This is a genomic window from Nocardia asiatica NBRC 100129 (genome assembly GCF_000308415.1).
GTDB classification, from domain to species: domain Bacteria; phylum Actinomycetota; class Actinomycetes; order Mycobacteriales; family Mycobacteriaceae; genus Nocardia; species Nocardia asiatica.
Genome location: NZ_BAFS01000040.1, coordinates 1 through 15,914 on the forward strand (window position 1 = coordinate 1; position 15,914 = coordinate 15,914).

A 15,914-nucleotide genomic window follows, 5' to 3' on the forward strand; every position below is an offset into this window, starting at 1 on the left:
GCCAATCAAATCTGCCAGACGAGGGCGGCTGCCAGCGCGCCCGCGCCGTTGACCGACCAGTGCAGGGCTATCGGGGCGAGCAGGCTGCCGCTGCGGTGGCGCAGCCAGGTGAACACCGCTCCTGCCGCCGCTGTCGCGGCGACGGCGAGCAGTATCCCGATGATCTGCCCGGCCACGCCGCCGCCGACGATGCCGCTGAGGCCCCGGTTGCCCGAGGTGAGGCCGAAGGAGGATGCGATGTGCCAGAGCCCGAACAGCAGGGAGCCGGCCGCGAAGACGCCGCGCGCACCGTACGCCCGGTGCAGTGTGCCGTGCAGCACACCGCGGAAGGCCAGTTCCTCGGGGATCACCGTTTGCAGTGGGATGACGATCATCGAGGCGATGAGTGCGCCCGAGATGGTCGCGTAGCGATCGGCCAGGAAGAACGGGCGGGTGAGGGGGAGCGCCGCCCCGATCGCGACGACCGCGAGCACCAGTGCTACCGCGCCGAGCGCGTAGAGCGAACCGCGCCGCCAGTGCCGGGGCGAAAGACCCAGCTCCGCCCAGCCGAGGCCGCGTCTGCGGACCAGCGCGAGCAGCACGATCGCCGCGGCGGGCACGGTCACGATGCTCGCCCAGGCGGTGGTGAAGTGCGCGATCAGGTTGGTGCCCGCCAGCACGATCACGACGACGGCCACGTCGACGTAGGCGTGCACTTTGTGGCGTGGGTGGGTCGGTGCAGCTAGGTCCGGCTCAGACATCCCGGACGAGTCTACGGAAGAGGAACACGTTCACCAGGGATCCCTCTATGTTTTGCTGGATCGATCACTTTTTCGTGGCCGTCGCGGTCCGCCGGGGTCCGCGCGTCGCACCGGGCTGCGGCACGCCGCTCGGCCGGGAAATCGTGTCCGGACGGCGCTACCCGAGACCACGGGCGCTGATCCCGGTGCCGTCAGCCAGCCCATCCGTGCGGATCGGTCCACGCCTGCAAGGTGCGTGTGGTCTCGAAGCGGCGCGGCTCGCGGGTGACCGGATCGGTGAACTCGAGCGAAGCGGCCAGCAGTTGCAGCGGCCTGGTGAAATCGTGGACGGGTTTGTCGGTGAGCACCGGGTAGAAGTCGTCGCCGAGAATGGGGATGCCCAGGCTGTTCATGTGCAGGCGCAGCTGGTGGGTCCGGCCGGTGTGCGGGCGCAGCCGGTAGCGGCCCAGCCCGTCGCGGTGCTCGAGCAGTTCGATCTCGGTTTCCGCGTTGGGCTCGCCCGGCACCTCCTGGGCCGCGAGCACCTGCTTTTCCTTGACGATCCGGCTGCGCACCACGCGGGGCAGTGTGAGGTCCGGGTCGAACCGGGCGATCGCCTCGTACTCTTTGCGCACGGTGCGCTTGTGGAACATGGTCTGGTACGCGCCGCGGCGGGCCGGGTTGATCACGAACAGCAGCAGGCCCGCCGTGACGCGGTCGAGCCGATGCGCCGGGACCAGGTCGGGCAGGTCCAAATCGCGCCGCAACCGCACCAGCGCGGTCTGCAAGATGTGCTGACCGCGCGGGATCGTGGCCAGGAAGTGCGGTTTGTCGACGACCAGCAGGTCGTCGTCGCGATGCACGACGGGGATGTCGAACGGGACCACCGTCTCCTCGGGGAGATCGCGATGGAACCAGACCGCGCCGCCCGGTACGTACGGCGCGTCGGGGGCGACCGGCCCGTCCAAGGTCACGATGCCGCCCGCGTGCAACAGTTCATCGATCCGTGTGGCCGGGACCCGGGGCAGGCGCTCCACCAGATGGTCCCGAATGGTCGCCCAGTGGCCCTGCTCCGGTAGTCGCAGCCGGGCCGGGTCCAAGCCGTGCCGCTTCGGCAACGGCGGTTGTTGCCGCCTTCTCATCGGTATCGACCCTAGTCGCCGACCTGACGCGGGCCGCGCCGGCCGCGCCTCAGTGGGCCCGGATCGCGATGCCCGGATAGTCGAGCACCAAGCCCGACTTGTCGTATGCCAAGGTGCACCCGAAGTCGAACTCCGGAGCCGCGTAGTCGAACCGCGGTCCGTGCTCGCCGTCGACGACCCGGTGGTAGCGCTGTCGCAGCCGCCCCACCGCGGCGCCGGAGGCGTACACGTAGGCCGCGGGTGCGTCCGCGCCTTCCCCGATCTCCGGCGCCGACCTGTGCACGGGCAGGGCGTTGGTCAACGCGGAGGACTCCAGGTCCACGTCGAGACAACCGTCGAGCAGCGGCGCGGGCATGCCGTCCAGCAGCCAGGATCCCGCGCCGTCGGCCTCCAGCACCAGCGTGTTCCAGCCGCCCGGTTTCCGAACGGCCACCTCGGCCCGGCGCGTGCGCCATTCGGTGTCCAGCGTGATCCGGTAGTCCACCACCCATGCCGCGCCGTCCTCGACGGCTGTGGTGCAGCCGTCGATCAGCACGCCTTGCTCGGTGACCCGGAAATACGCCACCTCGAACCCCTCGCGAGCGGTTCGATGCCGCCAGGCGGCGGTGGGCGGCGGCGGCGCGAACATCATCGGCTCAGAACCCGCGCAGCCGATCCGGGGTGATGCGCAGCACGACCGAGTATTCGGCGTAGAACTGCTCGTCGGTCATGTCGATCGAGCGAAGGCCCTCGGTGTACTTCGTGGTGAAGGCGGCGATTTCGGCCGCGTCCGGCCGCTGTTCGGCGATCCGCGCGGTGCCGGTGAACACGACGACATCCCCGCCGGTCTCGGTGCTGTTGAGATTCAGCGAGACCCGGGGGTTGCGCTGGATGTTGCGTACCTTCGGCTGCGCGGGCTTGCTGAAGACGAGGAATTCGCCGTCGCGCCACTGGAACCAGACGGGGTTCGGCTGTGGTGTGCCGGTGGGGCCGACGGTGGTCAGCCAGAGGACGGATTCGCGGTTCAGCCGTTCGGCGACTTTCGCGCCGAATTCGGTCTCGGTGTCGACGACGGGGGCGGCGGATCGATCGGATGCCGTTGTGGTCATGGCAGGGACAACGCCGCCGCGCGCCGTGCGATTCCACCCCTGCACCGAAACCGATCCGGCGCGCGGGAACCCGCCTTCGCTCGCCCGGGCGTTCGCGGGCACGATCGCGCAACGCGTTCCATCACGGCGTGGCCCGTTCGTCCAACACCATCAAGCGTGCCTCGACCAGCGTCCTGCGCGCGCGGCGGCGGACCCGGCACAGTTCAACGCTGCAATCCAGGTGCACCTGCATGGCCAGGTGCGCCTGGCCCGGGCTCAGTTCGCCGGGGTCACGCGCGCAATTCGACAGGACCGAAAACAATTCCATGCCATACATATCCGATACTCCTGCGCTTCAATTGTTCCGCTTTCGCTCGAAGTTAGCGATGTTCACGAGCTATCGGACCAGGATGCACCGCCGTTCACGGAGGCTTCCCCGGCGCGTCGGGAGTGCGAAAACCACGAGTCCAGATCAGTTTTCGCACGTTGACGGAATAGGTCGGGGAGAACAACGCCGGGTGCGGGGCGATGGCGGATGCGAGTGAGCTGAGGCGGTACGGGTGGAGGCGCGGACGGACGCCGGCGGAAGTCGTGCCGCCGGCAGCGAAGAGGAAACCGTCGACTGAAGGTCCTCGGCGAAGGCAAGCGGCGTACGGCGGAGGCGCCCAGCTCCGTCCTGGGGAGCCGCCGTGTCCGAATGAAGGAAGGTTAGGCAACCCTATTTTGTTGCGATATGCTCCTTGCCGAGGTGCCTGACCGGCTGGCCGGCGCTACACGTCCGGAACTGCTGAGACTTCGGAGCGTTCGTAGACGTCGGCCCGGTGCGGGCGTCCCGCGAGACAGAGGAGTGACAGCAGTGATGGAGCCAAGGCGGGGGAACGGGGCGAAGTCGGTCGCGGCGGCGGCGATGGACACCGACGAGGTCCGCGAGGCGGTGGCCGCGCAACTCGGCATCGCCGCGAACACGATCACCGACCGAGACGACCTCATCCAGCTGGGCCTCGATTCCATTCGCACCATGAAGTTGGCCGGAGCCTGGCGAAAGCGCGGATACGACGTCAACTTCGCCGAACTGGCTGCTGCGCCGACGGTGGGGGACTGGCACCGGATCCTCGCGTCGGGGGTGCGATCCGGGGGATCCGAAGTCGCTGCGGGCGGCAGCGCGCTGCAGGCGGGCGACCGGTCCGGCGAAACAGCGGAAGAAGCGGCGCAGCGGGCGGACGAGTTCGCCCCGTTCCCGCTCGCAACAATGCAGCACGCGTACTGGATCGGACGTTCCGACGAGCAGGAACTCGGCGGCGTGGCGGCGCACCTGTACGTCGAATTCGATGGCGGGCAGGTCGATCCCGCGCGACTGGAGCGCGCGGTGGCCGACCTGGCGGCGGCGCATCCGATGCTGCGCACCAGATTCCTGCCGGACGGTACCCAACAGACGATGGACGCGCCGGGACGCCCGGTGTTCAGCGTGGTCGACCTGCGCGAGCACGCACCCGAGGCCGCCGCGGCGGCTTTGGTGCGGCTGCGCGACCAGAAGACCCATCAGCGCTTGGACATCGCGAAGGGACAGGTCTTCGACGTCACGCTCACCCAGCTCGCGGACGAACGAACCCGGCTGCATCTGGATGTCGACATGCTGGCCGGGGATGCGATGAGCTATCGGGTGCTGGTCGCGGATCTCGCCGAGTTGTACCACGGAGCGCAGTTACCGACGCAATCTTACAGCTATCGTCGGTACCGTACCGAGCGCGAGGTGGACACCGCGGCTCGCGAGAGGGACCGCCAATGGTGGCAGCAGCGGCTGCCGGAATTGCCGGGCGCCCCGGAACTGCCCACCATTCCCGTCGGTGAGCGCGTCGAACCGCATCGCACGGTTCGCTACGACCACTGGCTGGCTCCGGAAGCGAAGGAGCGGTTGTCGGCCGCCGCGCACGAGCGCGGAATCACCCCGGCCATGGCATTGGCGGCGGTATTCGCCGAAACCATCGGCGGCTGGTCGGCCCAGAGCCGGTTTCTGCTGAATGTGCCGCTGTTTCACCGGGAGCCGGTCGACCCTGGCATCGACCGGGTGGTCGGCGACTTCACCTCCTCGATCATGCTCGACGTGGACGTCACCGAGAACGTGACCGTCGCCGAGCGAGCCAGGTCGCTGCAGCGCAGCATGCACGAAAGTGGTTCGCACAGCGCCTATTCCGGGCTGGAGGTGCTGCGTGACCTCGGTCGATACCGGGGTGAGCCGGTATTGGCGCCGATCGTCTACACGAGTGCGCTCAACCTCGGCGAATTGTTCGCCGAGTCGGTCACCGACACCTTCGGTGAACCGGTATGGATCATCTCGCAGGGGCCGCAGGTGCTGCTGGACGCGCAGGTCACCGAGGTCCGTGGCGGACTGCTGCTCAACTGGGACGTCCGGCGATCCGCGTTCCCGGCGGGGATGATCGACACCATGTTCGCGCGCTACATCGAGGCGGTCGCGAGGCTCGCCGAGGGATCGGCGGGCTGGGATGCCGAGGCGCCGGTCCGGCTACCGGTGGCACAGGCGGCGGTGCGCGCGCACGTCAACGCCACCGACGGGCCGGTCAGCGGGCGTTGCCTGCACCAAGGTCTGTTCGAGCACGCGCGGACGACGCCCGACGCGCCCGCCGTGGTGTGGAGCCGCGACGGTGCAGATGGCGCGTGGACCTACCGCGAGCTGGCGGCACAGGCGTTGGCGGTCGCGGGCGCACTGCGCGACAACGGTGTCGAGTCCGGTGACGCCGTGGCGGTGCAGTTGCCCAAGGGGCCGGACCAGATCGTGGCCGTGCTGGGGATCCTCGCGGCGGGCGCCGCCTACGTGCCCATCGGATTCGATCAACCGGCGGCCCGGCGGGCGGAGATCCTGCGGACGGGTGAGGTGGCCGTCGCCATCACCGTTGCAGGTGCCGACTTGGGCGAACAGGTCCGCTGTGTGCCGATGACCGTGGCACGGCAACATGCGAACCCGTTGCGGGAGCCGGTGCTCCCGGACACCCGCAGCATCGCCTACGTCATCTTCACCTCGGGCTCCACGGGTGTGCCGAAGGGCGTCGACGTTCCGCACCGCGCGGCGATGAACACCATCGACGCGGTGAACGACTGGTTCGACGTCGATGCCGTCGACCGGGTACTCGGTCTGTCCGCCCTGGAGTTCGACGCGTCGGTCTACGACATCTTCGGGATGTTCTCGGTCGGGGCATCGGTGGTCGCGCTCGACGCGGAACAACGCGCCGAAGCAACCTCCTGGGTCGAACTGATTCGCCGCCACCGGGTTTCCATTCTCAACTGCGTTCCCGCCATGCTGGACATGATCCTGGAAGTCGGCGGTGGGGAACTGGGTGACTCACTGCGCGCGGTGACACTGGGCGGCGACTGGGTCGGCGCCGACTTGGCGCGACGACTCGCGCGCCAGGTCCCGGGTTGCCGGTTCTCCGGGCTGGGCGGTGCGACCGAGACGGCCATCCACAACACCATCTGTGAGGTCGTCGATCCTCCCGAGCACTGGGCGACGGTGCCGTTCGGCGTCCCGCTGCGCAATGTACGATGCCGGGTCGTCTCGCCGGCCGGCCGTGATTGCCCCGACTGGGTGCCGGGTGAGTTCTGGGTGGGTGGCGCCGGCGTGGCGGCCGGCTATCGCAACGATCCGGAGCGGACGGCGGAGCGGTTCGTCGAACACGAGGGAACACGCTGGTATCGCACCGGGGATCTGGCTCGGTACTGGCCGGACGGCACCATCGAGTTCTTGGGTCGTGCCGACCATCAGGTGCAGATCCGTGGCTACCGTGTGGAACTCGGCGAGGTCGAGACCGCCTTACGGGCGGTGGACGGCGTCCGCCATGCCGTCGCCGCGGTCGTGGGAGCCAGTTCACCGAAGCTGGTCGCGGCGGTGTCCGGACCGACCGGTAGTGCCGCGGAGATCACCGCAGCGGTATCGGACCTGTTGCCCGCCTACATGATTCCGACCCACATCGAGGTACTCGATCGCATGCCGTTGACGGCCAACGGAAAGCTGGACCGGCGTGCGGTGGTCGCTCTGCTCGAACCGAGCGCCGGGGACGCGGCGGACGGTCGGCCACGCACGGATGTGGAAGCCGCGCTCGCGGATATCGTCGCGGGCGTGCTCGGCGTCGACAGCGTCGGCGTGCACGACGACTTCTTCCAGCTCGGCGGTGATTCGGTGCTGGCCACCACAGTTATCGCGCGCGTGCGCGATTGGCTGGACACCGACCACGCGTTGGTTGCCGACATGTTCGCGGCTCGCACCATCGCGGGACTCGCGCAACGACTGCAGAGCAGGGATCCGCATGCCGACCGGCTGGCGCAGGTGGCCAGGATGTACCTGGAGGTCTCGGCGATGAGCGACGACGAAGTGCTGTCGCGAACTCAGAGTATGGCCTGAGGCCGGGGAGAGGAGCGCCTCGCAAAGGGCGAGGCGCTCCCGGGCTACTTCCAGTAGGCCTGGTACTTGATCGAGGTCTTCGGCAACTGGTGGGTTGTCTTCAAAGCCTTCACGATCGCGCGGGTGGTGTGGCCGTCGCAGGCGGCCCACGCGAAAACGTCCTTGGAGCAGTCCAACTCATGTGCTTGTTCGCGCAGCAGCTTGCCGTCATCGATGCGCTGCACCCAGTTCACCTGGTGGTGTGGCTTGTTGCGCACCGGAAGCGAGGTGTCGGACTCGTACTGCCATTCCAGCCACACTCTCGCGGGCGCGTCGCCGATCGCGTCGAGCAGCGAATTGATCGCAGGAAGCGAGGCGGTGTCGCCGAAAATGACGTACTCGCTCGGTACGGTCTCCGGCAGCTGAAACTTCGAGCCCAGTACGGAAGCTTCGATTTCCTCGCCGACCGCCGCGCGCTGTGCCCACGCGCTGGCCGGGCCGCCGTGCAAAGCGAATTCGATATAGAAGTGGTCGGCCGCGGGGTCCTGATCCACCAGCGTGTACGCACGGTGGTGCAACTTGTCGGTGACCGCGTCGGGGATCCACAGCCGGATGAACTGTGTGGGGTGGACCGGATGGTCGGCGAGCAGACCGCCCGCGGCGAAGCCGATCCGCACGTATTTGTCGGTGATGCTCTCCGTCGAGGTGACGCGCAGTCGATAGTCATCGGCGCGCCACAGCTTCAACATGACGCCGTTGGTTCCTTTACCCATGTGATTAAGGTTAGCCTAAGTATACTTGGAAGTCTTGTCGGCTGTCCTGACGGCGGCGGCACAGACGATCCGCTTCGCGGCCGGGGCCGATCCGGTGGCTGGGATGAAGATGGGAGAACCGGTGGACAGACTTCTGGTGGTCGGTGCGGGTCCGAAGGCCATGGCCGTCGCGGCGAAGGCATACGTCCTGCGCGAGCTCGGCCTGCCTGCGCCGCAGGTGGTCGTCGTGGAACCGCATGCGGTGGGCGGCAATTGGTTGCCGAACGGTGGCTGGACCGACGGTCAGCACCGGCTGGGCACCAGCCCCGAGAAGGACGTGGGTTTCCCGTACCATTCCACCTGGGCACGCGGGCACAACCGCGCGATCAACGAGGCGATGATGGCGTTCGGCTGGACGTCGTTTCTCATCGACCGCGGCACGTACGCCGAATGGATCGACCGCGGCCGCCCCCATCCGCACCATCATGTCTGGGCCAAGTATTTGCAGTGGGTCGCGAAGAAGGCCGAGGTCGAGATCGTGCCGGGGGCGGTGCGCAAGATCGCCGCGGCGGCCGACGGCTGGCTGGTCTCGGTGGTCGACGCGGACGGCGTCGCGTCCGAGATCGATGCGGATCAGCTGATGATCACCGGGCCGGGTGACAGCAGGCGTGCGCTGGCCACTCATCCGAAAGTGCTGAGCATCGCCGACTTCTGGGATCTGGTCGGCCGTCGCCGGTTGCCGGTTTCGTCGCGAGCGGCCGTGATCGGCGGCGGCGAGACCGCGGGCTCCGCGATGGACGAGTTGGTCCGGCACGACGTACTGACCGTCTCGGTGATCTCGCCTGCCGCCACGATCTACACCCGCGGGGAGAGCTATTTCGAGAATTCGCTGTACAGCGATCCGGCCAAATGGCGGGGGTTGAGCATAGAAGAACGGCGGGACGTCGTCCGGCGCACGGACCGTGGCGTGTTCTCGGTGCGTGTGCAGGAGAACCTGTTGGGCGACAATCGGGTTCATCATTTGCAAGGGCGTGTCGTGCGGGTCGCGGAGCAAGGCGAGGGCGTCGCGCTGACGTTGCGCAACGAAGGGCGCCCGGATCGAGTGCATGTCTTCGATCTGGTGGTGGACGCGACCGGCGGTCAGCCGCTGTGGTTCCTGGAGATGTTCGATGTCGACGCCGCGGATCTGGTGGAACTCGCGATCGGCGGCCCCATCACGCAGCCGCGGGTCGAGGCGGCGATCGGCCACGACCTGGCGGTGACCGGCCTCGACGCCAAGCTCTATCTGCCGAATCTGGCCGGCCTGGCACAGGGGCCCGGATTCCCGAATCTCAGTTGCCTAGGAGAACTTTCGGATCGGGTACTGCAGGCGGGGCCGACCCGGGCGCGCTCGGGAGCCGTGCGCGCACGGGAACGTTCGGCCGGTCGGTAGACGCGGGTGGTCAGCGCCGGATCGACGGTACGTCCTGCGGCTCGCGCGGCAGCGTGCACAGGGCGATCCGGCGGCCGGGCCGCACATCGAACTCGCCCAGCTCCACCCAGCCGTTCTTGGCCAAAGCCTTGCGTACCGAGATGTTCTGGTGATCCGGATCGCCCATCAGGCGGCGGCATTCCGGTTCGGCGGCCCAGATCCCCTCGGCCAAGAGGCCGATCCACTTCGACATGACGCCTCGGCCGATCAGGTTCTGGTCCGCGGTCGCGATGTGGAAACCCATGTCGCGGGGGTCGGCGTGGTAGAACCGAGCGCACTCGTCCTTCGCCGCCCGGTACAGCTCCACGTAGGCGACCTCGCGGCGGCCGAGTTCGGGCAGGTCGATGGCTGCGAAGTCGAAGCTGACGATGCACGGCCGCGAGTACGTTCCGGCGAGCTGTGCGGCGATGTCGGCGCGTCTGCGCTCCGCGGGCCATGGTTGTTCCCAGGTCTCGGCCAGGTGAGGGAGCGCCATCCATTCGGCGATCGTCGCGGGATCGTCGCTGTCGGGATCGGCCACGCGGAGACCGAACGGCTCGGGGAAATCAGGAATCACCGGCGCCGGGGCGGCGCGGACATCGTCGGGAATATCGGTCAGTTCTCGCTTGAGAACGTACGGCGTTCCAGTCGGATTCATCGTTTCGGCGGCTCCTCGGTCGGCACTGTCGGTTTCGGCCGCAGTACTCGGTCTCCGGTCACCGGTAAGGTTACCCTATGCTAAGACCGCATCGGGTGGTTGCTCGGCTCGGCCAGGGAGTCGAAGCGCATACCGTCGGATCGCGCCGGAGTGGCTGCTCCCGCTGATGCCAGTGACGCGGGAGCCGTGCTGTGCCGTGATGCGAGTAAGGGAGACAGATGCTTTCGGAACTGCGCGGTGGCCGCGCCCCGGCCGCCCACTCGCTGGTGCGCCCGGTACGGGCCGGGTCCGGTGTCGGTGTCGACGCGGGAGGCGTGGGCACCTTCGCAGTCCGGGATCCCGCCGGGCCGGCCCACGCCGATCCCGTCGGCGAGCCGGCTGTACTGACCGCTGACGAGCGACGGCGGGTGCTCGACGAATGGGCTACCGGTGTGGAATTGCCCGCGACGCCGCGCATCGCCGACATGGTTCGCCGGGCTCGGATGGTTCCCGGCATTCGTACCGCGCTCCGCTGCGGCACAGTGCGTCTCACCTATGGCGATTTCTTCGCACTGCTGGATACGCCCGCAGTGGGCAGCGTGTCGGCGAACGTGTCGGTCGACCGCTTGGTCCGGCTGGTGGCCCTGCTCGCCGATGGCGCCGCGACCGTCGCCGGCGTCGCCCCGGAGACCGCCGTGCTGACCGATTCGGCACTGGGAGTGGCCGTCGAGGACCGCCGTACCATCGCCGCCGAACGCCGGTATCGAGAATCCGATCGCGCGGGGGGTTGCGCCGACGTGCGGCTGCTCGCCTCGGGGTGGAGCGACGCTGAGCTGGCCGTCGAGTTGCTCGCGGCCCTGGCGGACGGTGCGACGTCGGTCGTCGCCACGCAGTCGCAGTGGGGTGACCCGCACACGGTGGTCGAACTCGTCGCGGCACACGCGGTCACCCACGTCACCGCCGATGTGGCTGCGGTCGAACGCATCGCTGCCACCGGCGCCGAGTTGCCGACGGTACGGCGCTGGGATGTCACCGGGGTCTGCCCCGCGCCACTGCGTCCCGGCCGACTCGCCGCCCGGTCGCCGGCGTCGATCGCCACGTTCGGCTATACGGTGCTCGCGTACGCCGGTACGGTGACGCGCGGCTCCCTGGACGGAACCGGACGCACGAGGCCGATCTCGGGCGCCAGGGTGCTGGTCTTGGACGAGTCCCGGCAACCGGTCCCGCCGGGAGTGGTCGGCGAGGTCTACGTGGGCGGCGCCGCGCTCGGCGCCGAGGGCGGGAATCCGTCCGCTCCCGACCGGTTCGTGAACGACCCGTTCCTGCCGGAGGGCCGATTGTTCCGAACCGGCGATCGTGCCTGCTGGACCGCGGACGGTTGGCTGGTATGCGCTTGCCGCGCGTGCCGTTCCTGATCAGGCGGCACAATCGCGATTGTCCCAGCCGCGATCATGATCGGCTGGGACGATCGCGAAGGAGCCGAGGCAGCCCGCTCGGCTCCTTGCTCCTCAGTCGCGGACCGCGGCGAAGATCCGCTGGTCGAGCATGTACATCGGATGATCGGCGTCGGGCAGCACCAGCATGGGGGTGAACCCGGACTCGCTGAGCTGATCACGCCACTCGTCTTCGGTGAGGAAGATCCGTGCCCCGGCCCGGATATCGGAACTGCCGGGATGCGGTTGACCGGGGCCGGCCGACATCAGGAACTTCATCGATGTCAGCAGCTGGAAGTTCGCCCGGCAGGCCTCGATGAAAACCACCGCGCCACCGGGGTTGAGCAGGTCGTGCAGCTGGCGAAGCGTCTTCCCGATGTGGTGCGCATTGTGCACCACGTTGGCCGCGATCACGATGTCGTAGGGCGGCTGCTCACCGAGGTCGGTATTGAGGTCCATGATCCCGTAGCGGATCCACGGATACTCGGCGAACCGCTTCTGCGCCGCGGCGAGGAAGAAGGTCGACAGGTCGGTGAAGTGGTAGTCCACGGATAGACCGGACAGTCCGGCCAGGACATCGTTGGTTGTGCCGCCGATGCCGGCACCCAGTTCGAGGATCCGGATGGGTGATCGGTCGCGTTCCAGTCGCTCGGCTATGCCCGCGACGGTCTCGCGGGCGGCGGTATTGAGATAGCTGCTGATGATGTTGTCGCGATAGGCGGCTTCGGCCGTGAGCATGTCGCCGTCGGGGAACAACAACTCTTGAACGCGCACGCGGTCCTGGGCCAGTTCGGTCAGATGCTCATCGGACCGCTGGAGGAAGGTCGCGAACTCGGGCGAGTAGCCCAGGTCGGCGCACACCGTGAGCAGATCGGGACGAGCCGGTGTCGGCACCGGACCGGCGGCGCGATAGCCGTGTGCCGGGGCCTGGTCGAGATAACCGTGTGTTGTGAGCTCATCGAGCCAGCGCTGCAGCAACCACCGATGTCGCGGTGCGAATTCCAGACGTGTGGCGATTTCGTCCGCGGTGTGGACGGCGCCATCCCGCAACACCGGATCAAGGGTCTCCATCATCGCTCGGAGCCCGAAGGTATCAAGATCCGCGCGTGCGGAGCGCATTCGGTCGTGATCCAGGTCGGCCGGCACCGCCTGCGCGGCTGCCAGCCGCGCACGCTCGGTGATGTCCACGGGCTTCGTGGCCTGCGCTGGGCGCACCGATTCGGCGGGCACGTCTGGTCGCGGGGAGGACGAAGGGCGTGCCGGTGTTCCCGTCCGCGCCGGGATCGGCGGGTGCGAGCGGACCAGCGCCACGACGTCATCGACGGAGGCTCCGCCGAGAAGCTGCGCGACGGGCAGGTCGTGACCGAACTCCCCGTTGACTCGCCGACGGAATTCCAGCGCCTGCAACGAATCGAGACCGATCGCGACCATCGGAACGGAAGTGTCGATGGTCCCGACGCGATCCACACCGATGACCTCCGCCAGCAGCTTCACCATGCGCCGCGGCAAGTCCTCTCCGCCATCGGGTGCGTGATCGGCGTCGGCCGGTGTTGCTGCCAGCTGCGACAACAGCGGCCCGTATCCATACGCCTCGAGCGCGGAACGCGCGCGGCTCCAGTCGAATGCCGCGACGATGGCGTTGGTGCGGATTCCGTTCGATCCGAGCGCGATCGCGTCCGCGGGATCCATCGGAACGACGCCCGCTCCAGCGAGCTTCGCCGCGCCTGCGGCGCCGAGATCGAGATGCACCGTCCACTGCCCCCATTGCACCGAGACGCAATCGAGGCCCTCGGCCCGCAGCCGGTGCGCCATCGCATCGAGCATCCGGTTGGCTGCCGCGTAGACGACCTGTCCGCGTCCACCGATCGTGGCCGCCATCGAGGAACACAGCAGCACGCGGCAGTTCTCCGCCCGGGGGAGCACTTCCAGCACCTGCGCGATGCCGAGCACTTTCGTCCGCAACGCTTGGTCGGCCTTCTCGCTGGTGATCTGCGCCAGCTCGATATCCGAGTAATCGACCGCGGCGTGGATGATCAGATCGGCGGGCGTCGCGCGGAGTTCTTCCGCCATGCGCGCGACAGCGGACTTGTCACGCACGTCGCAGCGGATCGTGCGGATGTCGGCCGCGCCCGTCCGGCGAATCCGGGCCAACCGGTCGGCGGTCGCCGCGGTTTCACCTGACCTGCCCACCAGCGTGATGCGTCGTGCGCCGTGGCGGGAGAAGTGATCGCAGAACTCCAGGCCGAGGTTGCCTGTGCCCCCGATGATGACGACGTTCTCCGGCGCCGTCGCGGCCGAATCCGGCGTCATCCGTTCGGCCTCGACGAGTCGCTTGGCGTACAAGCTGTCGCCACGCACCGCCAGTTCCGGTTCACCTGCCGTGTGTATCGCCGCGATGATCGCGCCGGCGGCATCCGGACGCGACTGTTCGGGCGACAGATCCAGATGACGGAAGGCGACGCCGGGGTATTCGGCGCCGATGCAGCGGAATCCCGCACTGGCCGCGGCATGCACCGGGTGCGGCGGCGCGTCCTCGGCCACCACGGTCTCCCCGCCGGCCGTCAGCAGCCAGCAATCGGTCACTTCGCTGCCCAAGCCCGGCCACCACGATCGAAGCCCGAAGAAATCGGCGGTTCGGGCCACGGCGTCGTAGTCGTCCAGCGGCCCGGGGTCGGCGAGCAGCACCACGACTGTGTCGACATCGCCGCTGTCATCGTCGTTCTCGATGTCGATCATGCGCGCCGTGGCGCCGTAGTTCTCCGCTTCGGCGCACAGCGTCGAGGCGAGTTCGGCGCAGGCGCCGGTGTGATCGATGAGGCCGAGTCGGCGCGGCGGGACCAGTGAACGCCGCACCAGCCGCACCCAATCCTCGACCAGCAGTTGTGCGGGCGCCACGGCATCGGCCAGGTTGCCGGGGACATGCTCGGTGACCGATGACGCGGCGGCGTGCTCGGCCGGTGGGGTCACCGGCCCGGCCCGGACGGCCGAGGGGGAGTTGTATGGCAACCACAGCCGCAGTTCGTTCATCCGCACATTGGGGAAGTCGGGCAACGGCAGCGGGATCGTCTTCTCGGATCCGGTGCGCAGGCGATCCCACGAGTAGTCCGCGTCGCTCGTCGCCAGAACCGCCAGGTTTCGCGCGAACTCGCTCAGATCGGTGGCGGTGCGACTGGAGGTACCGGTCACCGTCGTGTTGTGCTCGGCCGCGACGACGCTCAGATTCTCCTGGATCGACAGTTGCAGCGTCGGATGTTCGGCGAGTTCGACGAAGGTGTCCACCTGCTGTGCGACCGCTGCGGCGATCGCCTTGTCGAATCGGACGACGTTGCGCAGATTCCAGAACCAGTATTCGTCGACGGGCAGATCGGAGGTGATCGGGCGGCCGAGCGTGGCGCCGATGCACTCGATCTTGGTCTCGTGGAAGTGGCGGCTGCTCAGCCTGCTCCGCACCGCCTCTCGGACGTCGTCGCCGAGCCGGTTGATCGCACTGGTGTGCGCCGGGTACCGGACGCGGATCACCCGGGCGAAGGTGCCACGCTCGGTGAGCGTATCCACGACGTCCTGCACTGTGCCGCGGTCGCCCGAGATGCCCACCATGTGCGGAGCATTGACCACCGACAGCTGGGACCATCCCGAGCGGCGCGCGAGCAAGTCTTCGCACTCGTCACGGTCGGCGGCGACCACCGCCATCGCGTAGTCGTCGGAGGCGATCTCGTCCACCGCGTGCGCCCGCGTGCCGACGACGAGGATCGCGTCGGCCAGCGTCATCTTGCCCGACACATACGCCGCCGCGATCTCGCCCTGACTGTGCCCGATCGTGACACCGGGCTCGATGCCCGCAGCTCGCCACATCGCGGCGAACGCGGCCATCTGCAGGAACAGCGCGGGTTGCACGATTCGCGCGCTGTCGTCGGCCGGGAAATCCTCGTCGAGGACGTATGTCAGCGGTGATTCGCCGAACAGCTCGTGGAAGATCTCGTCACAGCGATCCGCTTCGGCGCGGAACGCGGGGGAGTGTTCGTAGTAGAGCTTGCCCATTCCTGGGCGCTGACCACCCTGTCCCGGGAATACGAACGCGCGCTTGCGAGGCGTGGCGGCACCCGCGTTACGCACCACCGCAGGGTGCGCAGCGCCCTCGGCGACCGCTCGCAGCGCGGTGGCGAGGTCGTCTCGGCCGGTGACCATCGCCACCGCCCGATGCCGCCGCGCGACCCGCGTGCGGAACAGCATCTCGGCGACGCGGTGCGGTGCTACCTCGGGACGATCCGTGACGTAGGAGAGGATGGCCGCGGCCTCGTCCCGCAGCAGGTCAGGCGTATCCGCC

The 15,914-nt window shown here is 68.3% G+C and carries 11 protein-coding genes; 3 read left to right on the forward strand and 8 right to left on the reverse strand.

The window, feature by feature from the left end; translation table 11 throughout:
• Nucleotides 1–5: 5 nt before the first annotated feature.
• From ON27_RS04575 to ON27_RS04595, 5 genes are all read right to left on the reverse strand, one after another.
• Nucleotides 6–740, reverse strand: a complete 735-nt coding sequence (locus ON27_RS04575; RefSeq protein WP_043719804.1) for a CPBP family intramembrane glutamic endopeptidase — start codon at nucleotides 738–740, stop codon at nucleotides 6–8.
• A gap of 191 nt (nucleotides 741–931) precedes the next feature.
• Entirely contained in the window at nucleotides 932–1,861 is a 930-nt protein-coding gene (locus ON27_RS04580) for an RluA family pseudouridine synthase (RefSeq protein WP_043719806.1), read from the reverse strand.
• A 49-nt stretch (nucleotides 1,862–1,910) separates the two neighbouring features.
• A complete protein-coding gene (locus ON27_RS04585; RefSeq protein ID WP_043719809.1) occupies nucleotides 1,911–2,492 on the reverse strand; it encodes a putative glycolipid-binding domain-containing protein in 582 nt (193 codons plus the stop codon).
• A 4-nt stretch (nucleotides 2,493–2,496) separates the two neighbouring features.
• Entirely contained in the window at nucleotides 2,497–2,949 is a 453-nt protein-coding gene (locus ON27_RS04590; protein WP_043719812.1) for a TIGR03667 family PPOX class F420-dependent oxidoreductase, read from the reverse strand.
• Nucleotides 2,950–3,070: 121 nt separating this feature from the next.
• On the reverse strand, nucleotides 3,071–3,256 hold the full coding sequence (locus ON27_RS04595) for a hypothetical protein (protein WP_083887380.1): 186 nt from the start codon (nucleotides 3,254–3,256) through the stop codon (nucleotides 3,071–3,073).
• A 531-nt stretch (nucleotides 3,257–3,787) separates the two neighbouring features.
• Here ON27_RS04595 and ON27_RS04600 point away from each other — a divergent pair.
• A complete protein-coding gene (locus tag ON27_RS04600) occupies nucleotides 3,788–7,339 on the forward strand; it encodes a non-ribosomal peptide synthetase (protein ID WP_051046233.1) in 3,552 nt (1,183 codons plus the stop codon).
• Nucleotides 7,340–7,383: 44 nt separating this feature from the next.
• Here ON27_RS04600 and ON27_RS04605 read toward each other — a convergent pair whose 3' ends face one another.
• Nucleotides 7,384–8,091 carry a siderophore-interacting protein gene (locus tag ON27_RS04605; RefSeq protein WP_043719823.1) on the reverse strand — a complete coding sequence of 236 codons (708 nt, stop codon included), beginning with the start codon at nucleotides 8,089–8,091 and terminating at the stop codon, nucleotides 7,384–7,386.
• A 109-nt stretch (nucleotides 8,092–8,200) separates the two neighbouring features.
• On the opposite strand from ON27_RS04605, the gene ON27_RS04610 reads away from it, so the two are divergent.
• Nucleotides 8,201–9,502 (forward strand): SidA/IucD/PvdA family monooxygenase, encoded by a 1,302-nt coding sequence (locus ON27_RS04610; protein ID WP_043719899.1) that lies wholly within the window; start codon nucleotides 8,201–8,203, stop codon nucleotides 9,500–9,502.
• Between the two features lie 10 nt (nucleotides 9,503–9,512).
• Here ON27_RS04610 and ON27_RS04615 read toward each other — a convergent pair whose 3' ends face one another.
• The gene (locus ON27_RS04615) at nucleotides 9,513–10,178 is read right to left on the reverse strand and encodes a GNAT family N-acetyltransferase (protein ID WP_043719825.1); all 666 of its coding nucleotides are present in this window, start codon (nucleotides 10,176–10,178) and stop codon (nucleotides 9,513–9,515) included.
• Between the two features lie 218 nt (nucleotides 10,179–10,396).
• Between ON27_RS04615 and ON27_RS04620 the strand changes: the two genes are divergently transcribed.
• Entirely contained in the window at nucleotides 10,397–11,572 is a 1,176-nt protein-coding gene (locus ON27_RS04620) for an AMP-binding protein (RefSeq protein ID WP_043719827.1), read from the forward strand.
• A gap of 93 nt (nucleotides 11,573–11,665) precedes the next feature.
• On the opposite strand, the gene nbtC is transcribed toward ON27_RS04620, so the two are convergent.
• Nucleotides 11,666–15,898: a nocobactin polyketide synthase NbtC gene (nbtC, locus tag ON27_RS04625; protein WP_444543652.1), complete on the reverse strand. Its 4,233-nt coding sequence runs from the start codon at nucleotides 15,896–15,898 to the stop codon at nucleotides 11,666–11,668.
• Nucleotides 15,899–15,914: the final 16 nt, after the last annotated feature.